17 protein-coding genes are annotated in these 22,066 nt (G+C 56.9%); 7 read left to right on the top strand and 10 right to left on the bottom strand.

Annotation, left to right across the window (positions count from 1 at the left end; translation table 11 throughout):
• Nucleotides 1-80: 80 nt before the first annotated feature.
• The 10 genes from AC1DIS_RS08680 to AC1DIS_RS08725 all read right to left on the bottom strand — a co-directional run bounded on the left by AC1DIS_RS08680 (nucleotide 81) and on the right by AC1DIS_RS08725 (nucleotide 15,901).
• Nucleotides 81-1,235 (bottom strand): alginate O-acetyltransferase AlgX-related protein, encoded by a 1,155-nt coding sequence (locus AC1DIS_RS08680; RefSeq protein WP_477780830.1) that lies wholly within the window; start codon nucleotides 1,233-1,235, stop codon nucleotides 81-83.
• Nucleotides 1,235-2,644, bottom strand: coding sequence for an MBOAT family O-acyltransferase (locus AC1DIS_RS08685; RefSeq protein WP_477744383.1), 1,410 nt, complete (start codon nucleotides 2,642-2,644; stop codon nucleotides 1,235-1,237). The genes AC1DIS_RS08680 and AC1DIS_RS08685 overlap by 1 nt, the downstream gene beginning before the upstream one ends.
• Nucleotides 2,645-2,662: 18 nt before the next feature.
• On the bottom strand, nucleotides 2,663-3,337 hold the full coding sequence (locus AC1DIS_RS08690; RefSeq protein WP_477744384.1) for an alginate O-acetyltransferase AlgF: 675 nt from the start codon (nucleotides 3,335-3,337) through the stop codon (nucleotides 2,663-2,665).
• A complete protein-coding gene (locus tag AC1DIS_RS08695; protein ID WP_477745571.1) occupies nucleotides 3,334-4,002 on the bottom strand; it encodes an SGNH/GDSL hydrolase family protein in 669 nt (222 codons plus the stop codon). Before AC1DIS_RS08695 ends, AC1DIS_RS08690 begins: the two co-directional genes overlap by 4 nt.
• Before the next feature lie 17 nt (nucleotides 4,003-4,019).
• Nucleotides 4,020-7,880 (bottom strand): cellulose biosynthesis protein BcsC, encoded by a 3,861-nt coding sequence (locus tag AC1DIS_RS08700; protein WP_477744386.1) that lies wholly within the window; start codon nucleotides 7,878-7,880, stop codon nucleotides 4,020-4,022.
• Nucleotides 7,856-9,097, bottom strand: coding sequence for a cellulose synthase complex periplasmic endoglucanase BcsZ (bcsZ, locus tag AC1DIS_RS08705; RefSeq protein ID WP_477744387.1), 1,242 nt, complete (start codon nucleotides 9,095-9,097; stop codon nucleotides 7,856-7,858). Before bcsZ ends, AC1DIS_RS08700 begins: the two co-directional genes overlap by 25 nt.
• Before the next feature lie 7 nt (nucleotides 9,098-9,104).
• Nucleotides 9,105-11,408: a cellulose biosynthesis cyclic di-GMP-binding regulatory protein BcsB gene (gene bcsB / locus AC1DIS_RS08710; RefSeq protein WP_477744388.1), complete on the bottom strand. Its 2,304-nt coding sequence runs from the start codon at nucleotides 11,406-11,408 to the stop codon at nucleotides 9,105-9,107.
• On the bottom strand, nucleotides 11,405-13,636 hold the full coding sequence (gene bcsA / locus AC1DIS_RS08715) for a UDP-forming cellulose synthase catalytic subunit (protein WP_018927940.1): 2,232 nt from the start codon (nucleotides 13,634-13,636) through the stop codon (nucleotides 11,405-11,407). The genes bcsB and bcsA overlap by 4 nt, the downstream gene beginning before the upstream one ends.
• Nucleotides 13,633-14,802 (bottom strand): cellulose biosynthesis protein BcsQ, encoded by a 1,170-nt coding sequence (gene bcsQ, locus AC1DIS_RS08720; protein WP_086945679.1) that lies wholly within the window; start codon nucleotides 14,800-14,802, stop codon nucleotides 13,633-13,635. Before bcsQ ends, bcsA begins: the two co-directional genes overlap by 4 nt.
• Before the next feature lie 385 nt (nucleotides 14,803-15,187).
• Nucleotides 15,188-15,901 carry a LuxR family transcriptional regulator gene (locus AC1DIS_RS08725; RefSeq protein ID WP_477744389.1) on the bottom strand — a complete coding sequence of 238 codons (714 nt, stop codon included), beginning with the start codon at nucleotides 15,899-15,901 and terminating at the stop codon, nucleotides 15,188-15,190.
• A 414-nt stretch (nucleotides 15,902-16,315) separates the two neighbouring features.
• Between AC1DIS_RS08725 and AC1DIS_RS08730 the strand changes: the two genes are divergently transcribed.
• From AC1DIS_RS08730 to AC1DIS_RS08760, 7 genes are all read left to right on the top strand, one after another.
• Complete coding sequence (locus AC1DIS_RS08730) at nucleotides 16,316-16,900, top strand: acyl-homoserine-lactone synthase (protein ID WP_192351278.1); 585 nt, start codon at nucleotides 16,316-16,318, stop codon at nucleotides 16,898-16,900.
• An 84-nt stretch (nucleotides 16,901-16,984) separates the two neighbouring features.
• Entirely contained in the window at nucleotides 16,985-17,980 is a 996-nt protein-coding gene (locus tag AC1DIS_RS08735) for a GNAT family N-acetyltransferase (RefSeq protein WP_158245525.1), read from the top strand.
• A gap of 7 nt (nucleotides 17,981-17,987) precedes the next feature.
• On the top strand, nucleotides 17,988-19,142 hold the full coding sequence (locus AC1DIS_RS08740; protein ID WP_086945675.1) for an aminotransferase class I/II-fold pyridoxal phosphate-dependent enzyme: 1,155 nt from the start codon (nucleotides 17,988-17,990) through the stop codon (nucleotides 19,140-19,142).
• Nucleotides 19,143-19,232: 90 nt separating this feature from the next.
• Nucleotides 19,233-19,961 (top strand): hypothetical protein, encoded by a 729-nt coding sequence (locus AC1DIS_RS08745; RefSeq protein ID WP_477744390.1) that lies wholly within the window; start codon nucleotides 19,233-19,235, stop codon nucleotides 19,959-19,961.
• Nucleotides 19,958-20,530, top strand: coding sequence for a histidine phosphatase family protein (locus tag AC1DIS_RS08750; protein WP_477744391.1), 573 nt, complete (start codon nucleotides 19,958-19,960; stop codon nucleotides 20,528-20,530). The genes AC1DIS_RS08745 and AC1DIS_RS08750 overlap by 4 nt, the downstream gene beginning before the upstream one ends.
• A gap of 16 nt (nucleotides 20,531-20,546) precedes the next feature.
• Nucleotides 20,547-21,452: an NAD-dependent epimerase/dehydratase family protein gene (locus AC1DIS_RS08755; RefSeq protein WP_192351281.1), complete on the top strand. Its 906-nt coding sequence runs from the start codon at nucleotides 20,547-20,549 to the stop codon at nucleotides 21,450-21,452.
• Entirely contained in the window at nucleotides 21,433-22,047 is a 615-nt protein-coding gene (locus tag AC1DIS_RS08760; RefSeq protein ID WP_477744392.1) for a methyltransferase family protein, read from the top strand. Before AC1DIS_RS08755 ends, AC1DIS_RS08760 begins: the two co-directional genes overlap by 20 nt.
• Nucleotides 22,048-22,066 lie beyond the last annotated feature (19 nt).

Genomic DNA, 22,066 nt, shown 5'->3' on the forward strand with positions numbered 1-22,066 from the left:
GAAGATGGTAACAATCGAGAGAAATGCCCTGCACACGCGGGGCGAGCTGGCGAAGATTGCCTTCAGCCAGGTGTGATTGCCTACCGCAAAGAGCGATAGGCAATGGGGTCGACGTACGCCGATTGCAGGTCCCGCTCCGGGATTTCCCAGATGATTTGCTTTGGCGGCGTTTCTTTGGAAGCCGGGTTGTTGAGGTAGCTGTTTGCAGCGCCAGAGAACGCTCCACCGTCTTTGGCGAAGTTACCCACGGGGGCGCCCAGTGCCTGCTGCAGAAACCCTGCGAAGTTGGAGTTGCGTGAGAATGAAGTGCCGATGAGCGCGGTGTTGGGGAGGTCGGCATCGCCAAAAAGGTCTGCCTCAGTGTCAGGGTTGGCGGCCGACGCAACGGGAATTTCGTGGGTGCTGGTTTGGGCGACCATGTCGGGTGCGGGTTGCCATTTGAGCGGCAGCCAGTCGATTCCCGCCAGATGGACCAGATCGCCAGGTCGAACCGCGAGCGGGGCATGACGTTCATTGAACGACCTGCTTGGCGTGGCGCTGATGCCCAGGGTCTTCAGGCGCTGTGTGATGRCATCGGCCGCCGTTTTCGCGCCGGATTCGCTCCAGTGCGTATCGGTGCGCAACCAGGCACTGGCCCCCAGTGGCGTCAGCGCCGCGGTGAGGTCCAGATTCGACACGCCGCCCGCATCCAGCTTTGAGGTCCAGGCCTGGATGCGTCCTTCGAGAGCGGCTGGGCGATGCAGTGTGCAACGCTGCTCGGAAGCGATGCGGCTCTTGTCTGGAACGATGACCACCAGCAGGCTGATACCACGCTGGGAGAGCTGCTGCTTTAGATCAATCACGGCCTGGGCTTTGGCATCGGCATTGCGCTGCGCTTGATGGTTGACCTTGAGCTCATCGGCCAAAAACAACCAGCCAGGACAACCTGAGCGAACCCTCGGCCCGGTGTCACTGAGGAGCAGCCAACTGACTCCGCGCTCCAGCTTGGCGAAGGTCGTGGGGAGGTGAGCGTTCGACAGTTCCTTGGCGAGTCGATGAGTGATATCGCCGTCAAGAATCTGCGAGGTCTGCACTTCACCGGGTAACAGTGAGATCTGCCCTGAAACGATCAGACGGCCAGAGGACAGCAGTCCGACGAACAGGAATATCAGCAGCGCCACGCCTGCCAACCGACTGCTGCGAATCGCCAAATCATCTGGCTGAGTAGGGAGCGGGGGAGGCTTTAGGGTTGTCATCAGAATTGGAAGTACAGGAAGGGTACGGTTTCGCGACTGGCGATCAGTGCGAACGACAGCATGAAACCGGCGATGGGCCAAAGGGCGGTGGTGTGGAGCAATAGGCCGCCCAGTCGTTTCTCACAGTAAGGGTGCAACAACGGTGCAACGACACCGAACACCCCCAGCAAACCCGCAAGGCCGTGTACCGGGCGTAGGATCGCGGACAGTTCGTCACCGAGGGCAATGCCCTGCAGGCCGAACTGTCCGGCATACAGGCTCAGCGCGCTATGAAAGTCGGGGGCGCGGAACAGTGTCCAGGCCAGGCAGACGAACAGCAGGGTCAGCCCATGGGAAAACACTGGCTGTAACGGGGGCAGGGTAGAGCTGTTCCAGACACGATTCACACACAACGCAATGCCATGGGCGCTGCCCCACAGCAGATAATTCCAGCTATCGCCACCGTGCCAGAGGCCGGCGATAGCCATGATCAGGAACAGGTTGCGATAGGTTTTCCAGGTGCCGTTGCGATTACCACCCAGCGAAATATACAGATAGTCACGCAGCCAGCTGGACAGCGACAAATGCCAGCGGCGCCAGAAGTCCTGGATGCTGTTGGCCAGATAGGGACGGTTGAAGTTCTCGGGAAAGTGGAAGCCCAGCATCAATCCAAGACCAATGGCCATGGCGCTGTAGCCGGCGAAGTCGAAGAACAGTTGCAAGGAGTAAGCAAGGCAGCCGATCCAGGCGTCAGAGAAACTTGGGTTCTGCACATTGAACGCCACATCGACCACCGGCGACAGGGTGTCGGCCACCAGGACCTTCATGCTCATCCCGACCATGAACCGGCGTGCGCCCAGCGAGAAATTCTGCCAGTTGAAGTGACGCTGATTCAGCTCACGCCGAACCCAGTCATAGCGAATGATGGGACCGGCGACCGAATGGCCGAACATCGAAATATAGGTGGCGTAATTAATTAAGCTGCGTTCGGCCGGCACGGTGCGGCGGTGTACATCCACCAGATAGGAAATCGCCTGCAAGACGATAAACGATAGCCCGGCCGGCATGATGACTCGCTGCCAGTCCAGCGGCATGGCGCCAGACCAGGCAAGGGCATCGATCAACGTACCGGCGACGATGTTGGCGTACTTGTACCAGCACAGCACCGCCGTGTTGAGCACGATCAATGTCACGAGTAGCCGCACGCGGCGCTTGTCTTTTTCCCGCAAGGCGTCAATCAGCAAGCCGCCGGCCCACGCCGTGATCGTTAGCACCACATGCACTGCGAGGAACCGAGGGCTCAACCAGCCATAGAACAGCCAGCTGCCGATCAGTAACGTGACGTTGCGCCAGGCGGCTGGGCACACTGCATAGCTGCACAAGAACAGCGGCAGGAACAACGTCAGAAACTCGAGAGAGGCAAAAACCATGGTGGTGGCGCGATCCGATCAGTGGGCCAGGACGTCAGTCGCGAGCAACAGGTGCGGGCCATTTGCACCAGGCAGCAGCACAACGCTGTAGCGCTCGCCGGCCTTGAGCTGGCCCAGGTCAAGTGGCGCACCGACGTTGGTTTGGGCGCAGACCAATTGAACCGACAGGCTGACCGGGTTGATCGCTCGGCGTTGCACGCTGCCGTCCGCCACCTCCTTGAACAGGTCGGTGTTTTTCCCCGCAGCACGCAAACGGGCCTGGGCGCACGCTGGATCGGCGCTGATAAACGCCAACGAAGCTCTCAGGCTATTGAAGTCGTCGGGTTGCTCTCGGATGACGACTTGGCGGATGCCTTGAGCGCTGTCTGGCAAAGCGATCACACTGGCGAATTCCCCTGCTGCCACCTGGATGTCCAGTGGCTGGCTTTTGCCGTTGCGTTCCAGGGTGCCCTTGATCGGCTGGTTGGCGGGCACGGGCAGGTAGTCGGACACGGCATTCGCTCCCTCGAGTCTGAGGCTGGCCTGCGAGCCTTCGGCCAGCAGTTGCAAGGGGCGGTCGGCGGCGTTGATAAAGCGCAGGAAGGCCGAGTCTTGATCCGGGCCCGTCGGGTACAGGGCAATGTCGGCGGCCTGGGCGTGCAGGCTCAGCATCAAGGGCGCGAACAGCGCCCAGCCACATGTGGATCGAGTCATTTGCCGGCTCCTGTGCTGCTGACGGTATTGGCGGGCAACTTGGCCAACGCACCACCAATCGCAGTGCCCCAGGCTTGATAACCGGCGACGGTAAAGTGCTGCCCATCGGTGGTGATCCACTGCCCGGGTTTGGAGAACGTCAGCGAATCGATGTAGGTGCAAGGCGCCACGTTCGCGGCTAAAAACTGCGACATCAACTGGGTGCGGGCATCATTCTTCTGGTACATGCCACCGGCTTTGCCCCAGGCCGGGCCCACCCAGGCGCAACGGGTCCCGGTGGCCGCGATGGCCTTGGCCAGGCCGGTGACGCTTTGCCATGCCCAGGCCTTCGGAAACACGGGCTTGTCGTAGGACGCCATGGTGTCGCCGATGACCAGTACCACCAGGTCGGGCTTGTCGGCGGCGATCAGGTCCTGGATCGGTGTGGTGGTGGCGTCACGACCCTTGATCACCATCTTGTCGTTGCCTTTGCGCTCGGCACCGCAGTCGACCTTTTTACTGATCAGCCAGTCGCCGGCGCTGGCGCCACAGGCACCGATGGAGTGAACCAGGGCGCCTTGGCGAGTCAGGTTGTCGTGCAGCGGCTCCAGCAAATGGTCCGCGAGGCTCATATGGCTCTCCCCAAGAACAAGGAGCGTCAGGCCGGCAAGGGCAGAAGTGGGCATCGGAAACTCCAGAATGATCAGTTGGAATAAGGTGAGGCGTACGGACTGACCGGCAAGCTCATGGGGCCGCTGATGTCCTCGAACAGGTAACGCAAAGACAGGGCGCCGCTGAATTGTTGGTAGTCGTGGGCGTTGTCCAGGCCCAGATTGGCGCCCAGCAGGAAGTTCGAAGCGACCTTGTATTCAGCCGCTGCGGCGACGCTGTAGCCGATCCCGGTTTTGTTTTGCCCGGCGTAACGCAGGCCCGAGGCCGCCTGCAGGGCTTTGTCGGTCGGGAAATAGTCGACACTGTCTTGCTCGAAATGCTGCACGCCGACCGAGCCCTTGACTTGATACGTCAAGCGCCCGGTGCGTTGTGCCCAGGTCACCGGTACGCCCAGGGCGAAGAACGTCTGCGGACTGAAATAGCCGCCGTGGCCATAGGTGAAATAGTCCTGATTGTTCGCGTAGCTGATGCCGGTCATGCTCAGGCCGACGGTCAGCTTGCTGTCCGTTGCATTTTGCAGGTACCAGTAGATGCCGCTGCCCAGTTCACTGCGGCTGTTGGATTCGACATGGTTGCCCAATAGCTGGTGCCAGGAGGCGTAGCCATAGGCGCCGACTTCGCTGTCGTCATAGCTCAACTGGCCGCGCCCGCCGTTGGCGGTCACACCGCCCCAGGACTGCCCGCTGCGTTTGTCCGTGGTGCCGGCAAACGAGGTGACGCTGTCAGTCACCGGACGCCGGGAAACGCTCACCCCGTAGCGGACATTAGAGGAGTCGCTTATGGGGCGATCAACGCTGATGCCGCCCGTGGCGGTGGAGTATTTGAAGCCGAGCGGGGTGGTGCCGAGATCGGCCTTGAGCCCATCCGCGGGCCGTTGAATAGCGACGGAAAGACCGACACCCTCGGCTTTTTGCGAGCCGGCGCCTTCGCTCTGCGCACCGCTACCGAAGCGCTGCAGTGCTTCGCCGCTGGCACTGCCGGCGTTCAGCGAGACCGGCGTCACGCGCAGGGCGACACGGCTTTCATCCAGCGGGATATTGATTTCCAGCGGCGTTTCAATATCGGTCAGCTTGCTCAACCCCGACTCACTGTTGTTGCTGCGAATGCTCACGCCCTGGGTGACGTAGGCACTGCGCTCCTGAAGGATTTTATTCAGCGCCAGTTGCGCGGGGCTGATGTCTTCACTCACCAGTGCTGCGCGCGGCAGCTGCGACTCGAATGGATTGCTCGCCTGCTGGGGCCTTGGCAGGGCGTCGATGCCAAAAGGGGTGTTAGACCTCACGCTGCCCGGTATTTCCTGAGCCGGTGGCGGGATCGCTGCCAGCAAGGTGTCGCGACTGACCTCGCTACGTGGCCCCGACACCCCCGCAAAAGGGTTGGGTGCCACCGTCGACCCGGCCAGTTGGCCGCTCTGGCTTCTGCGTTTCTCGCTCTGCTCGATGGCCACTGCCTTGCGCAGCAGATCGGTCGCCGTGCCGGTCTTGCCCATGTTCTGGTAAAGGCGGGCGGCCTCGGTCAGCGTTTGAGGGTTGCCGGATTCGGTCTTGAGCAGCTGTTGCAGTGCCTGTTCGGCAAAGCCTGTGTCATGTGCCAACACCGCCGCGTCGGCGGCACCCAACAGCAGTTGTGGGTCGTTTGGCTGACGTTGTAACAGCGGCTTGTAGAGTTCGAGGGCTTTTGTCGTGTCGCCGTTGGCCGAATACATTCGCGCCAGCGCCGCGACGGCGGCGCTGTCACCGGGACGTTGCGCCAGCGCGGGCGCCAGCGTGTCATACGCGCTGGCCAGATTGCCTTGTTCGCGTAGATGGTCAGCCTGGCGGATGCGATAGAGATGGAGCAGGTCGTCGAAACGCTTGCGAGTCGGTGCGTTCAAGGGCTTGTTCTGAAGGTCGCGCAGAATCTCGTTGACCTGGGCGTCTTCCCCGGACTCAAGCAGGACCGCGGCGTATTGCAGGATGAAGTCCGCCGAGGGCGCAGCGGTGTGTTGCAACTGGCCGCGCATGAGGGCCAGCGCTCGGGTCGGCTCGCCGATCTCGACATAGGCCGAGGCCAGGCTCGCCGTGCGATCTGGACTGTTGTTGGCCATCGGCTGAGTACGATCGAGCAAGGTCAGGGCTTCCTGGCGCTGTCCGCGCTTGCCCAACCCGATCGCCTGGCTGAGTTGCAGGTTGAGGCTGACATCAGCGGCCAGTGCTTCCATGTCCGGGGTGCGCTGGTCGGGGCGCAAGCGTCCCAAGGTTGCCTGGGCGGCTTTCCACTCACCCATCTGGACCGACAGCAAGGCGCTGACGTAAAGCGCATCGGCATTGTCGGGGTGGGCCTGGAGCATGGTGTTGATCAGGTCCCGAGCCTTTTGCGGTTCGTCCATTGCCAGGTTCAGGCGGGCCAGGGCGAAACGTGTCCAGATGTTGTCCGGCTCAACGCGCAGCGCGTCTTGCAAGGCGTTGCGCGCAGCGGGCAGGTCGTTGCGTTGTTCGGCGAGGGCGGCCAGTTGCGTCGCGCGCAAGGCTTGCAGGCGTGCGGACTGGCCGGTCTTTGCCTGTCCGGTGGCTGGCAGGCTGTTGATCAGTTGCAGGGCTTCATCGTTCTTGCCGCTCTTGAGTAGCACATTAACCAACCCTTCCTGTGCTCGAGGGTCGTCGCGGCGCAGATTCAAAATCTGCCGATAATTGCGCTGCGCGTCATCGAACTGGCCCGCGCTGGCCTGAATATCCGCCAGGGCGAGGAGAGCATCCGCCCCGTTTGGATTCTGCCGCAGCGCCTGGTTCACCAAGGCCTGTGCCTGGGCTGTCTGGCCTTTGGCCTGGGCATCGCGGGCCTGCTGCAACGCCGACCAGTAGTGCACTTCGTTCAACGCCACTTGCCAGTGGCTGCCGTTGTGTTGTCGCGTGGCCTGACCCAGGAGCTTTTCCGCTTCGGCCAGTCGCTGTTGCTGCTGGCGAATAACCCCAAGGCCGCCGAGCGCGTCAGCGTCATCGGGCCGGGTTTTCAAGCGTGCTTGAAACGCCTGCTCGGCGGTGGCCTGATCGCCTGCTTTGAGCGCCTTCAGGCCGCGCGCGACTTCGGCGGGCGGTTGCCATTCCTTGCTGGCCGTCGTTGCCGGCTGTTGCTTGCCCTTGTTCATCTGCGCGCGGATTTCCACGTCATCCGGATGCGTCTTGAGGTACGCCTCGAACAACGGTACTTGTGCCGGATTGGGCGGACCGATCCAGGTCAGTGCCAGTCGCCAGCTTTCGTCGGCATCACCGGCAATGTCGGTACGCTGGGTCAGCGCGGCCAGTGCACGAATGCCCTCGGCACGGCTGTCTTCACGACGGACCAGATGCTTGGCGTAAAACAGCGCGACGATCGAGTCGTTGGGCATCTCACGTTGCAGGCGCTGGAATCCGCTGCGTGCTTCAGCCCAGTCAGCCTGATTGAAGGCAAGGTTGTTGTAATACTCGCGGCCGATCGTACCTTGAGGTGGGCGGCCATCGAACAGCGAGCGAAACACGGCGGTCGCCTTGTCACGCTCACCGGCATCGACGAGGCGCCGAGCCTCCTCCAGGCGCTGCTGGTTCTGCGGTTGGGCCACGCCGATGTCCTGCGCCAATTGCAGAGCCTGCCGAGGCGTTGGCTGGATGGCCTGCAAGCGGGCGAGGTATTGCTGCGCCTGTTGTGGCTTGCCCTGTTGCACGCCGATCAAGCCCAGGCCATAGAGTGCGTCAACCTGGACCGGGTCCAGCAGCAGGACTTTCTGCCAGACTTCCGTAGCGCGTTGAGGGTTGTTGTGCGACTGCCAGTAATGCCCTTGCTCGACGAGTAACGTCTGTGGCGTCGGACTTTGAGCGTGTGCAGCAGCCGTCCATGCGCTCATGACGGCGATGGCTAGCGTGCGGTGGTGCGCGTGCATGCGGTCTCCCAGGAGAGTTTCAGCGTTCCGTCTTCCCGGAATCGGTAATGTTTATCTGCCCAGCCGAGCGCGAACAGGCTAAGCATGAAGTTGTAGTAACGCGGCGGACTGGCGTCGGCATCAGGCCTGGCCAGCGCCTCTTGCAAGGCGAGCTCCACGCGCTGGCGTTGTTGATCGGCCAATCGGGGATGCCCCTTGGCCTCAAGGTAGGGAATCAGTGCAGCCCAGAATCCGAACGGGCTCTGACCCTGGACACTGCCGTGGAGAATCCGGATTGTTTCCGGGGGGGAACCCGTCGCGACAGTGCTGCGAGCCATGCCGTCCAGCCGTTTGAGCAGGAGCGCTGCCAGCGGTTCGGAGGCGTCGCTCATGCCCAGCCAGAGGTACGCGCGAATGGCATCGTAGCTGCCCGTGTCGCCGTTGATCGGGTCGCTGACGAAGACACCCGATTGCGCTGAAGTGCCTTGATAACCGACCCAGTCAGCGACAAAACCGTGGTGGCTTGATTGGGCAATCATCGTCGCGGTGTTGTTGGCAATCGCTTGCCAGGGCCCGTTGGGAGCTTCCTTGGCCAGCCGCCGTAACAGTGGCAGTGGCAGGTAGCTGGGGTTCAGGCGCCAGAGAGCATCCGGCAGGACGAAGCCCTGTGGTCCAGGCAATACCATCGGCCCCAGCCCGGGCAGCGAGACGACCAATTGCGCTTCAATCGTCGCCATCAGGTGCAGGGCATCCTGGCGATAGTCCGGCCGATGCCACAGGCGTGCGGCTTCGAGCAGGGCGTAGGCGATCCACAGGTCGGCGTCGGCAGCCGAGTTGGCGTCCTGCAGGCGCCACTGACCGTCCGTGCCTTGCCCCCATAACCAGCCTGGCAGGCGAGTGGCGGTGGTGGAGCCTGCGAGGTTGGCTGATGTCCAGCGCCAGAGTTTGTCAAAGCGTGCCTGATCGTTGCCGATCAGTGCGAAGAGCATGCCGTAGGATTGCCCTTCAGAAGTGCTGTGATTGTTCTCCAGGCTCGATTCCAGAACCCGGCCGTCGGCCTGGACGAAGCGCGTTGCATAGGTTTGCCACAGTGGCCAGGCCGGCAACTCACAGGGAGTTGTGGCGGCTATCGCAGGCACCGGCAGGGCGAGCGCAAGCACAACGCTCAACCTGCGCGCGTTACCGCGCAGGCACTGGCGAAGTGAAACCGCCCGGCTGCTCATGGACGACACAGGCATGCGCAGCTCATTGGCCAAGACGACGTTTGGCCCGTAAGCGCAGGGCCAGGTAAGTCATCGAAGCAAGCAGCAGGACCCCGAGGAGCGTGAACAGCATGAGCGCCATTATGTTTTGCGAGAGGTACCACTGCAGATAGCGCAATGGCCCCAGGCTCCCGACGTAGTAGTCCTGTTCGGCGACCAGCGATTTGACATGCTTGCCCTTGACCACCACCAGACTGCCTTGCAACTCGTGGGCGTTTTCTTCGCTGCTGAGCAGGGCGTTGGTCACGTCGGCCAGGCCGTTGGGCCTTGCGCTGGCGATAAACACCACACTGCGCCCACTCTTGAGCGGCGATTCGAATCCAGTCAGATAAGCACTGCCGTCGTCAGCGCTGAACCTGAAGCTGCTGCGCGCTTCACGCAGATTGGTTTTCGTATCCGGGCTGATCCAGTTACGCAGACGCAAGGGCAGGTCAGACAGTTCAAAGTACTGCGCAGCAGCTTCGTCCTTGGCCGGAAGCAGGTTTTGCCATTGCTCCAGCAGCGGCTGATTGTTGCCCGAGGCGAGCACCAGCAGATCCCGGTCGCTTTGCTCGGCCACCTGGTCGGCGTGGACCACCTTTACGCCGGTGGCCGGATAACCGGTGGAGTCGCCGAAGCGGCCCAGCACGGTCAGATAGGCGCTCAGATCGGCCGGGCCTGGTTCGTTGGGCAGGATCACCGATGTTTCAGAAAGGTCGGCCATGCGGGTGAACGGGAAGCCGCTGTCCTTGAACACCCCGAGGTTGGGCATGGCCATGAAGTGTTCGTATTGGCTGAGGTCCAGGGTCGAGTCCGGGTCGATCACACCGCGCATGTTGTCGATGATGATGTCGCGGCAGTCGCCCTGTTTGATGTAGTCATACATAAAGCGAAATTGCAGGCGTGATTGCAGCGCTACGGAATTGAGCGGCAACAGCATGCGCGACGTGCGGGCCAGGCTGTCGTCGGTTTTGAGCATCGCCAGCAGGCTGTCGCTGCTGCCGAGTTTCTCGATCGAAGGCAGATCGATCGATTTGATGAAGGTATCGTTGAAGTGGACCAGCAACGAGGAATTGGTGGAGACCGGCTGCGGCGTATAGCGGTATTTCAGGTCAAGTTGTGCGCCGGGTTCACGCCAGTTGAACAGGTCGGGTGGCAAGCGCAGCGCAACCGTCATTTGTCCCGGGTTGTAACCCGATACATTGAGTTCTGCGGGCTTCGCCAGTTCACCCAGGCGAACCGGGCGGTCGGAGGGCAGCCAGTTAGGCGCGTCGTACGGTCGGCGTGGCTTGAGCGAGTCGATCCGGTCGATCACCACGCTCTGCCCGGAAAAAGCCGAGCCACCGAGGGCCAGCGCGGTCGCGGCGACCTTGAGATCGGCGCCATCGCGCCCGGAGACGATCAACAGTTTGCCCTGAGCATCATTCGGGTTGCTCACGAGTGTCAATGTCGGCCCCGTGGCCGCTTTGATCGGCAAGCCACTCAAGGCCGTCGATTCGCCGCTGCTGACAAACACCACGGCGTTGCCTTTGGCCGGCAGGCTGGTGAGGCTGGCGGGGAAGGTTGCGCCGCGGTAGCTGGCCAGGGCGCCAAACCAGGACGACAGGATACCGGCGGCCTCAAGCTCAGGGCCGCCCGGGCGCGCAGTGAACACGAAGGGCAGCTTCAGGGGCGAAGCATCTCGACGATCGAACAAGGGCAGAGGCAGAGCGGACAGGTCGTTGGGCTGTTTAATCGAGGACACCTGGAGGCTCAGCTGGCTCTCGTTGCCGATCTTGGCCCACAGGCTGGAGTGCAGAGGGTCTTCACATTGCATCGTGTAGTGACCGATGAACTGCAGGCTGAGCCGGTTGAATTCGGTGATGGTCTGCGGCGGAATCTGCACGGTCCGGGTCTGCAATTTACCGGCCTCTTCCTTCGGGAGGGGCAGGCTGGCGGCCACTTGATCGTTGATCAGCACGTTGATTTGCGAAAGGTCGGCCAGCAGCGCCGGTGAATAGCTGTACTGCAGCGTGACCTGCGCAGCCGTGACGACTTCATCGGCGCGCACATTGAAGTTCACACTGTCGGTAGCCTCCACGCCTTTAAGGTTCATCGAATAGCTTTTGCCGAGCTCCTTGAGGGTGCGGGTATAGCTGTTGCTCGGGGCATCGGTCCCGGGCAACGATGCGACCGGCATCACCGCCGGCTCTGTGGCGCTGATGGGGGTGGCAGCACTCAACGCCCAGTCGCTCCAGCCCACTAGTGAGCAGGCGAGCAGCATGAGTGAGCGACGAGGAGGAAAGGTCCGGCGAGTGGAAGGCTTCAAGATCGTTGCGTGTCCGCGGTGGGGTCGATGGGTGATGGAGTGGCCGGGCGTTTGCGCAGCAGCGCCTGGCTGTCCTTTAGGGTGGCAACGAACAAGCGCAGGATGGCGCGCAAGCCAATGCTGCTGACCTCGCGCAACGCTGACATTGGCGCGTCGAGGCGGCCGTTGCCCCACGTGTTGGCCCAGGTGTCGGCCCGTGAAAAGGTCAGTCGCACCAGCTCACTTTGCTGGCGCAGGGTCAAACCCTCGAATTTCACGCCTGCCACGTTGTCGTTGCTGAAGATCGTTGTTGCGGGAAAGAGGCTTGAGGGAGGTGTGCGCAGAATGCACAGCCGCAGCTTCTCTTTGGCGCTGAGCTGAACTTGCGGTGGCAGTGCCAGACCCACGCCGTTTTGTGAGAAGTCCCGGGTTATGCAATCGAACGATGTGCCGTCTTCGCGATAGACGCGCACGGGCAGATCCGCGGGCACCCTGGGCTCGTTGCGCACCTGAGAGGACTCAGTGGCCACCGCCACGGCGGTGCTGACGATGATGATGTTGTACACGGTCCAGATCAGGTTGATCAGCAGGGTAGTGACCTCGGCCGAATCACTCCCGACCAGTTTCACCACGCCGATCGCCAGACCGATCATGTTCAAGGTCAACAGGACGATGTAAGGCCGCGCGAGCTTCCAGTTGAAATAGTCCTTTTCGACGGTGCCGCCCTTGTCGGTTACGTTGAATTTGCCCAGCGAAGGGCTGATTAGAGCCAGCAGGACCGGTCGCATGATGTGCCAGGCCAACACCGACTCATACACTTCGTTCCAGAAGGAATGGCGGAAGCGCCCCTGGATGCTGGAGTTGGTCAGGCTGGAATGGAAAATATGCGGCAGTACATAGACCGTGACCATCAACGCCGAGGCATGGAAAATCTGCGCGTCGAAAAACAGGTAGGCCAATGGTGCGGTCAAGAACACCAGGCGGGGCAGGCTGTAGAAAAAGTGCATCATGGCATTGAGGTAGCAGATGCGCTGCCCCAGGTTCAGCCCTTTGCCAAACAAGGGATTGTCGGTCCGAAAAATCTGCACCATGCCCCGTGCCCAGCGTATGCGCTGGCTGATGTGTCGGGAAAGGCTTTCGGTGGCCAGTCCCGCCGCTTGTGGAATGGCGAGGTAAGCGGTGTTGAAACCACGGCGATTGAGCTTGAGTGCCGTGTGCGCATCTTCGGTCACGGTCTCGGTGGCGATGCCGCCGACTTCCAGCAAGTGAGTCCGCCGGATGACCGCGCAGGAGCCACAGAAGAATGCCGCGTTCCACAAGTCGTTGCCGTCCTGCACCAGGCCGTAGAACAGCTCACCTTCATTGGGTACCGAGCGAAAGGTATCGAGGTTTTTTTCGAACGGATCGGGTGAGTAGAAAAAATGCGGCGTTTGCAGCAACGCCAGGTTCGGGTCCTTTAAAAACCAGCCCATGGTGATTTGCAGGAAGGAGCGGGTGGGCACGTGGTCGGCGTCGAATATGGCAATGAACTCGCCATCGGTGACTTTGAGTGCCTCGTTGAGGTTGCCGGCCTTGGCATGTTGATTGTTGTCGCGGGTGATGTAGTTGACACCAATCTGCTGACAGAAAGCCTTGAATTCCTCCCGGCGTCCGTCATCGAGCACGTGCACCCGCAGTTTGCCCTCGGGCCAGTCAATGGCCTGAGCCGCGAGCACCACCAGTTTGACGATACCCAGTGCTTCGTTATAGGTGGGGATGAACACATCCACCGTCGGCCATTCAGCGGGTGGCTGTTGCAGAAACTGCGGCTTACGTTGCAACGGCCAGGCGGTCTGTATATAGCCGAAGACCAGGACGAGCAAGGCATACAGTTCTGCCAGCACCAGCCCGTAGCCAAATACGGCATCCTGCCAGTTGTCGAAGTCCAGAGTGTCGGACAGGCGCCAGTACATGTAACGCAACGAAGCGATCAGCGAGAGGGTGATCAGGGTCAGGATCGCCAGACGCCCGGTTTGCTTGCGGATGATCAGGCTGGCGGCAAAACAGACGGAGGCAAACACGGCTTGGGAATACAGATTCTGCGGTGCAGTGAGGATACCCAGCACCAACAATGCTGCAATCAGCCCGCCTGAAATTTTCAGGCCCAGGCGCCAACGCAGGGGCCATTGGCTAAAGCGATCCTGGAAGCTATCCAGCAGCTTCTGCAACCACCAGGTCTTTGCAGGTAGCTGATTCAGCTGGACGGTCATAGCGTGCCCTGCTGGCTGGAAGCATCCGTGAAAAGCAGGGCATGGACCGCGCCTGATAGCGACAGAATGTCCTGACAGCCAATGCTCTCAGGCGCGTGCTGCAACAGGTCCCGACCATAGGCCAGCGACTCGTTGAACTGGTGATCGAGGCGAATCGTCCCGATCAGGTTAGCGCCGAGCCGTCGCCGAAACAGCACGCCCATGTCCCTGCTGAACGCACGGGAGTCATCCCATTGGTTGAGCACATACCGCTGCTGCTGTGCGCGTCGCGGGCTGGTTTCCAGCCACTGGGTCATGGTGTCCAGTGCCAGGTAGGAGGCCGCGTCGGCCACCGTCATCACCAGCACCAGATCGGCAGCGTCGAGTGCCTGTTGCGAATAGACGGTCGCGCCCGAAGGCGTATCCAGGATCACGGTATCGTTTTCGCTGAGGTGCATTGACGCCAGGTGCTGGCTCAACCAGTCAGCATCTTCAAGCAGCATCTGCCTGAGCAATCGGCGATCGTTCAGCTCGCCAGTGCCGAAGGGCAGGCACTCACTGTCGCTAAAGCCCGGCAGGCGATGAGCGCCCCAGTCGGCGTCCTGCTCTTTGAGTTGGATCAGCCCGGGAGCCGGCCTGGTGATACCCAAGTGGCTGGACAGCGCGTTCTGAGGGTCCAGATCAATCGCGATGACTCGCCCGCCAGGGTGCCGAAGTGTTTTCGCGAGGCCAGCGGCGATGGTGCTTTTACCCACCCCGCCATTCGCTGAAACGATGGCAATGACCTTCGCCTTGGTCCGCTTGCGAATCGTTTCTGGCAGACCGTCCCGACGAACCTGGTTGAGTTCACGCAACAGGTCGCTCAATCGCTGACGGTCATCCGCAGCAGCACTCGCAGGTGGCTCAGTCAGGGGAGGGGACTTGGGCGAAGGCAGCGGGAGGAAAACATTCTTCACAGGCTCGATCGGCGCGCCAGTCAATAAAGAAGACTGTGGCTCGTCCAGTTGAAACACAGGAGACGTTGGCGTTGTGGGAGACAAGGCCGCCGACTCTGGTTCTGGCTCAGCCATTGCAGATGTAATCGGGTCGTCTTTGAAATCTTTATAGTTTGGTTGTATTTCCTGGTAAGTTTCCGCATTGGCACCAAAACGTGTAAAGAGTTTCGTAATATCGTCTACATATTTCATGCGTTGTACCAGGAATGAAATAACTCAGAAACTCAGCATTCCATTAACTTAACAAAGTTTATGCGTAGTCTTGGCGTTGGCAGAGTGCCAGTAATCTAGGAGGTCTGCGTTTGCGTGTCAATGAATGTTATAAAAAGTCAGCGAGGCTCGTTAGTGTTAGTCTGAATCTTGTTGAAGTGTCATGTTTGTGTGTGGGCAGTGTGAGTGTCGATCGCGTTCGATAGTTAGAGACTGGGTTATGTAATAAATAAGTTGGCTGATGTGTTTGAAGCGCGGTGCTAAAAAAAATGCTCCGTATCGAAAGATACGGAGCATTTTTCATTTGCCGAGCACGAAGATTGACCGGTTGAAAAATACAGGTCTCAGGCGTTGTGGCATATTGTGCTTAGAACAGCAAACCCATCAAGGATGCTTTGACCGCTGCTTCGGCTTTGTTTGATGCTTGAAGTTTACGCATGGAATTGACTAAATGAAATTTCACGGTCCGAATATCGATATTTAGAATAATGCTGATTTCAACATAAGTTTTTCCAATGGCCGTCCATTTCAAGGTTTCTTTTTCTCGAGCGGTCAGTGGTTTATATATTTCGGGTATGTTTTTTTCGGAAAAGAAACGCGTCATGGATTCATGCGCTAACTGAGTCAGCCAAATTAGCTTGGTCTCTTTACTCTCCAGTTCTGTCGGTGAAATATATTCGCTGGAGCGGGAAACAGAGAGTAAGCCGATACTGTTGAATCCGCGCTGCGATGAAAGGCACCATCCATGATTTAGGTTGTAATGCCGCGCTTCTTCCCAGAATTTCAGACTTTGACTTTGCTGCTCTGCTGACCAGCGCAAGGGAATGGACCGTGTTAACCCATGTTTGACAGTGGGGTCTTGGGAAAAATAATGTTCGGCTACATATTTTTCTTCCCAAGGGGCAGGGTAATTTGAAAGTAGAAAATATTGCGGGGATGTTAACGATAAGGGGATTTTTAGTCCGTAGGAGCAGAATTCGAATCCCAGGTTGGAAGTTATTTTAACCAGTTCATTGAATAATTCATTTTCAGAAGTGCAGCCAGAAACTAACTCAATGAAGTCTTCGCGCCATTCTTTCACCAATACTACCTTCCGTGGTCAGCGCCCCCAGTGAGAAGGGCGGGGGGCTATTATACAGAATTGGAGCGTGCCAGGGAGGTAGCCCTGGAGTGTATCAATATTTGCTGAATACAGCGGCAATACCACGTCCGGTAAGGTCCGTAGCACAGATAAATCTCCCGCAAGGACGCAGTAGCTCTCTGTATTTTTTAGTACGTCAGTGCTAGAAAGTCGATATTTCTAAGTGCCTGGATTTTTACCCTCGCCACAGGGAGGGCGCAACTTTCAACTCAGTCAGATAAAAATTGTCAATTGTTTAACCGTTGATGTTGCTCATTGTTGGATGCGGTTTTAATTAACCTGCCCATTTGGGCAGCTACTAATACAGCTCTCGATTTGTTGTACTGGCCGGATAACATTTGCCGAGAGGTTGTCATGCTAACTGTTATAACAGGGACTGTTAATGATCTTTTGCCTGGGATGGCATGTGCGCTCGCTAAATATAGGTATCAGGTATTCGTTAAAGAGTTAGGCTGGCCTCTACGTTGTGAGGAGGGGGTTGAGTTAGATGATTTCGATCGCCCTGATACGGTATATGTTTTGGCCTGTGATCATAATCACGAAATATTTGGTTGCGCTCGGTTAATTCCTACTAATCGTCCATACCTGCTGGGGGATGTATTCCCTCACTTAATGGGAGGGAACCCTCCGCCGTTCTCTGCGGGTATATGGGAGCTCTCCCGGTTCGCTATTAGCCACCCGAAAGGCCAGGTATTGAGTGCTGAACAGGCCTGGAAAAATACGGTGAAATTGGTGAGGGAAGTGATTGACGTCGCACGCTCAAAAGGCGCGTTTCGATTGATCGCGTTCAGTGCTGTAGGCAATGAGCGTTTGCTAAAACGGATGGGCGTCAATACATGCAGGATTTCGCCGCCGCGGCTGATCGACAACAAAAGTATCGTTCCCTTCTGGATCGAAATCGACGACAAAACCACTAGCGCTTTGCGTCTGGCCGCCTAAAAACTTTACAGCGAATGATAGTCGAGAATGCCGATGAGTAGAGTCATAGGTTTGGCGGCATGCGATTGGTATGCCCTGAAGTGCTTGGACGAACGTATTTCGGTGGTGGGCCGCACTCAGGAACAGCTTGAGCAGCGAGTGACAGCGGCCTGCGAGCACTCCGCAACTGAGCATAATGTACCGATAGCCTGGAAGGACGAGAGTGGCGAGATAGTCGCTTTTTGCATCGTGCATTTCGACAAGCAGAGCAAGGTCAACGGGCTTGGCAGTGCGTACTTTTCAACGCTGATAGTAGTGCCGGTGGCGAGTGTCCTCCAGCAGCTGATGCGCTGTGCAATTGAGTATATAAACAGTACTCGGTTGCTGCCTCGGCGGGTGTCTGACTTGGTAGGCCCTATCCACAGTTCATTCTTGATTGAGCGAGGGCTGCGCACATTTGAGTCTGATTTCAATGTGTTTTCGTTGCCATCAAATACGATTGAGTTGACTGATGCCTTGGTGCAGGCAGGATTCCGAAAGGAAAAAGACCTGGTTGAAATTGTCTTTCAACCGCCCGCTCAAGGGTATCAACAGCATGCCTTGGAAGAAAAGCTCACTCAGCGATTGACGGGTATTGAGTTCCATCACTACGGGCAAGACGAATTGGTTGCCAGAAGCCAATTGTTAGCAGACTGTTATAATCAATCTTGGGAGCGAAATTGGGGTTACAGCCCTGCGTCAAAAGAACAGTTTGAAATAGCCTCGCGTAATATTAAAAACATATCGGCGTTGGTTGCCGAGCATGACGATAAAATTGTCGGCTTTACTATGTTTGCACCCGCCATGAATGAGCAGGGGTTGTACGGCCGCGCTTTTTTTACTGGCGTCGCTCCTGAGTATCAACGTAAAGGATTGTCGATAGCGCTCACTTTAAAGTTGACCGCCATCGCGCTGAGCAAGGTCGGTCGTAGCAGAATTAGCGTGTCTTGGATGCTGGAAGATAATGTCATGGTTCTTCGAACTATGCGTCATCTCACCCGGGACGGTATTTGTCACGAAAGAGCCTATCGCATTTATAGATATACTGCGCCGGTAGAATGAGAGTCTTATGCGTATTGATGATGTTGCATTAAAGTCGAAAGAGCTGGGTTATTACACATATTTTCCTCAAGTACGTTCTGCCTGCGGTCGGGATATGACGCTCGCGGATGGTCGGAAAATGTTGAACTTTGCATCGTGCGACTATTTGGGGCTTTCAAATCACGAACGCATGAAGGAGTCGGCTATTGCCGCCATCCTGCAGTACGGTTCGAACATCGGCGGCCCGATGATTTTCAGTGGCTTCACCGAATACCATGAGCGCCTGCAAAATAGCTTTAGCGATTTGTATGCAGGGCGAACATCGCTGATGTTTACCACCTCTTATCAGGCGAATTTTGGTGTTATCCCGTTGGCAGCTGAGCATGCTGATCTGATTCTGTTGGATAAATTGTCACATGTGTCGATCTGGGACGGTGTGAAATTGTCGGGCCGTCCATTCAGGGCCTACAGTCATGCCAACGTCGAAATGCTGGAGCAATTAGTCCGACTGAATCAAGACAAGAGAATTTTGATCATTACCGATGGGGTTTTCTCGGCAGAYGGTGATGTCGCTGATCTCGGCAAGATCGCTCGGTTGAAACAGATCCATCCGAGCCTCGAAATCTACATCGATGACGCTCATGGTGTCGGTATGTTGGGCGGTTCAGGCCAAGGGGCCTGTGAATCGGCTGGAGTGGTCTCAGAGATCGATTACATAGTTGGTACCATGAGCAAAGCTTTTGGCTCATCCGGTGGGTTCGTTGTATTCAAGGATGAGGCGTTCGCTGAAAGAGTCCGGTTCCGCTGCCCTACCTATAATGCTTCACGGTCGGTTTCACCGGGTGTCGCCTCGGCCTCATGCACCGCGCTGGAGATCAACGCTACGGAAGGGGCTGCGCGTCGGCTTCAACTTGCTGAGCTCACCCGCTACGCACATAAGCAAATTGACTCACTGGGTGTCGATAAGCTCTATTCGAAGACTGCCGTGATCCCAGTGGTATTCAAAGATCCGATGGAAGCCGCCCGGGTCAATGCCGAGTTGGTCGGCAAAGGGATCATGGGCTCACTGTTCGTACCGCCCTTTGTGCCGAATCATCAATCCAGAATCAGGTTATGCCTGACGTACAACCACACGATTGCCGATGTGGATCACTGTATTGATGCATTGCGAAAGATTATTTAAACAGCTCGTATTTATCCAGTAGTCGTAACGGTGCGGTGCAGGCCCGCCTACTATTTAAGACGTCGATGAAGTGGTAATGAAATGGTCCAGGTGGGTGCGGCTCTGTTAGGGATTGTTCTTTTCTATTTTATGCTATGCAAGGGTTTGGGGCTTTTAGTCCTGAATAAAGGAGTGCGGGTTAACTATACGAGAAAGGTTGGGCATTTTGCGATGTTCTTGCTGCCCAGCCTTTTCTTTGTGTTATTCAACATTCAAAGTACCCATGAGCGATTACTGTTGTCTGTGGTGTCCACGGCTATTTTATTCTTGGGCATGTGCGGGTGGGCGCGTCGTCGTTATCTGACTGCACAGCATATGTTTGCGAGTATTGATCGTCCGGAAGACTCGCCTCATACACTTTCCTGGTTGGTAAGCCAAACCGTGGCGGGCTTGCTGGTATTGTGGGTGACGCAATATGTCTGGTTGGCAGTCGGTGTTCCGATTGAGTTGATTTACATCACCATTTTAGCCACCACCTTTGGTGATGGCTTGGCAGAACCTGTCGGTATCCGATTTGGAAAACACGAGTATGTTGCCAAAGGATTTTTTGTTGACAAGAAATTCAAAAGAACCCTGGAAGGGTCCGCAACCGTATTCGTGATGTCGATGTTGTTTTGTGTGTTGTTCAAGGATTATTTTGAATGGCATCAGTTTGTACTGCTGTGTGCTGTTTTTCCTCTTGCCCTTACCTTGACGGAGGCAAAGTCCCCTCATACGTGGGATACACCGTTTCTGTTTATTGTCGGTAATGCGATTGTAACGGGAGTCTATCTGCTGTGATTTATTTAATACGTCACGCCTCACCGTTGGTCAATTACGGGCGTTGCAATGCCGCCTCGGCGAAAGTGCTTCTGGCAGAATATAACCAGACCTCAAATATCGATGAGGATGAAGTTACAGGTTTCTTGAAGCGTCCGGATTTGTCGCAGCCACTTTTGGCCTCCGAGGCCACCGTCATTTCCTCGCCGGTCAACAGAGCTTATGCAACGGCGTGCAAATTATTCAAAGTTTCGCGTATTCAACAAGATAGTCGATTACAGGAGTACGACCTGCGGGTAAGCGCCATTCCTTTCCTGAGATTGGGGTTAAGGCAATGGTTCGCTCTGCACAGAGTTCTGTGGCTGCTGGGGATTTCGTTGGGAGCTGTCTCCCGAAAAGCAGAACACCTTCGGGCTGTAAGTGTCGCCGATGAGCTTTACAAATCCAGCGCCGGGAGAGGGAAGACGATGATTGTCGTATCCCACGGTATGTTTCTCAGAACCGTCAGGAAAACACTGCAAAAACAGGGCATGCAGGCTCACACGGTTTATCGCTCAGGGTGTTTCTCGGTCGAGTCTTTAACACCATGAAAGGGATTGCGTACACGTGAAGAAGTTACTGCTTTTAGGGGCCAGCGGTTTTATCGGACAGGGTGTCTACGAGGTCCTCAGCCAAGTGAAGGATATTCAGCTTATCCGCCATTCACGCTTGCCGAGGGCTGGTTATGATGCTTGCGAAATCGGCTCTGCGGAGTTTATAAAATTAGTTAACGATAGTGACTTTATTGTTAACTGCACGGGGATCGGTCTTAGTCGCCTGGGCGCGCGCACCGACAGTAATAAGGTACTCACGGAGCAGATACTGGCGTCGATTCACGTTGGTACCGCTGACAAGAAGAATTTTTTCCACTTGAGTAGCGTCAAGGCTCACAACCCTGAAAAAAGACTGGATGCGTACGCCGATGATAAGTGGGCGGCAGAGCAAGTTATCCATTCAAATAGCAACAAGGTGCAAGGGGTGATTTTGCGGGTGCCGACCGTACTGGGTCGTCATGACAAGAACCTGTTGCCGATGATCTCACTGTGCAAGTTGAAACTACTGCCATTGGTGACAGATGACCTCCCGGCGCTGCACGTCATTGGTGTGGAAAGTATTGCCCAGTGCATTATCCAATGGTTGGCGCGCAGCCCTGATCAGGCACTGCAAACGTGTTATCTCCTCAGCGAGGACACGGTGACCTATAACGATCTGGTCGGCGAAGTGTACGGCAGGCTCCAGACGGCAGAGGACAATGCCAGGTTGCGGAGAGTGAAAGTACGCTCCTTGTTCAGGATTTACAAAGTTCTGTCTTTTATGGACCTCTTCAGGCGCCAAAGAAAATTATTTCCATGGGCGCGCTTCAACGATCTTTTCATTTGCCCGTGGCATATCGAAAAGGGTGTGAGCGTGATCTTGACTCGGACGAAGTTATCGGTATTGGTAGAGGGATATTTTGAAAGCATTCAGAGTTGATGTCGCCGCCAGTTTGTTGGTACCACTGTTGTGCTCTTCTATGGTACTGCTTTATTACTCGGGTTTAGCGTTGCTTCCGCCGATCATCATGGCGAGTGTTCTGTTGTGTTCAGAACTGTATTTTCTACAAGAGACAGACAGCGATAGCGCTTTCGATAAAGGCATCAAAAGTGGATTTCTGGTGTCGTGTGCGATATCGATTGTCATGCTGTTGCAGTTGCTGATGCGCAGTGAATTCTTATTTCAAATGGTGGGTTCATTCATGATCTTGTGTGGCATCGGTCTGCGGGCTCATGGAAAAATCATACTGGGACGGCATTTTTCGCACTCATTGCGATTGCTGACCGATCATGAGTTGGTCAAGGCCGGCGCCTTCAAGTACATCAGGCACCCGGCGTATCTAGGAACGCTGCTTATTGTCACGGGTTTCGCTTTCTATACGAGCGTTTATGCCGCGCTGATTGTCTTCTCTGTCGCACTTTTATTGATTCTTAAACGAATCCATGGCGAAGAGAAAATGTTGGTTAATTATTTTGGCGCAGCCTACACCCAGTACCAATTCGACAGCTACAAAGTAATTCCTTTTATTATCTGATAACGTCATTTCAGGAGAT

The organism is Pseudomonas sp. 05N433 (assembly GCF_056396925.1).

Bases quoted from the DNA above. Each gene is read 5' to 3' on its own strand.
- bcsA (WP_018927940.1), bottom strand. From the start codon at position 13,636: ATGACCGTCCAGCTGAATCAGCTACCTGCAAAGACCTGGTGGTTGCAG.
- AC1DIS_RS08730 (WP_192351278.1), top strand. From the start codon at position 16,316: ATGCTAACTGTTATAACAGGGACTGTTAATGATCTTTTGCCTGGGATG.
- AC1DIS_RS08700 (WP_477744386.1), bottom strand. From the start codon at position 7,880: ATGCACGCGCACCACCGCACGCTAGCCATCGCCGTCATGAGCGCATGG.
- AC1DIS_RS08690 (WP_477744384.1), bottom strand. From the start codon at position 3,337: ATGACTCGATCCACATGTGGCTGGGCGCTGTTCGCGCCCTTGATGCTG.
- AC1DIS_RS08685 (WP_477744383.1), bottom strand. From the start codon at position 2,644: ATGGTTTTTGCCTCTCTCGAGTTTCTGACGTTGTTCCTGCCGCTGTTC.
- bcsZ (WP_477744387.1), bottom strand. From the start codon at position 9,097: ATGCCTGTGTCGTCCATGAGCAGCCGGGCGGTTTCACTTCGCCAGTGC.
- AC1DIS_RS08695 (WP_477745571.1), bottom strand. From the start codon at position 4,002: ATGCCCACTTCTGCCCTTGCCGGCCTGACGCTCCTTGTTCTTGGGGAG.
- bcsQ (WP_086945679.1), bottom strand. From the start codon at position 14,802: ATGAAATATGTAGACGATATTACGAAACTCTTTACACGTTTTGGTGCC.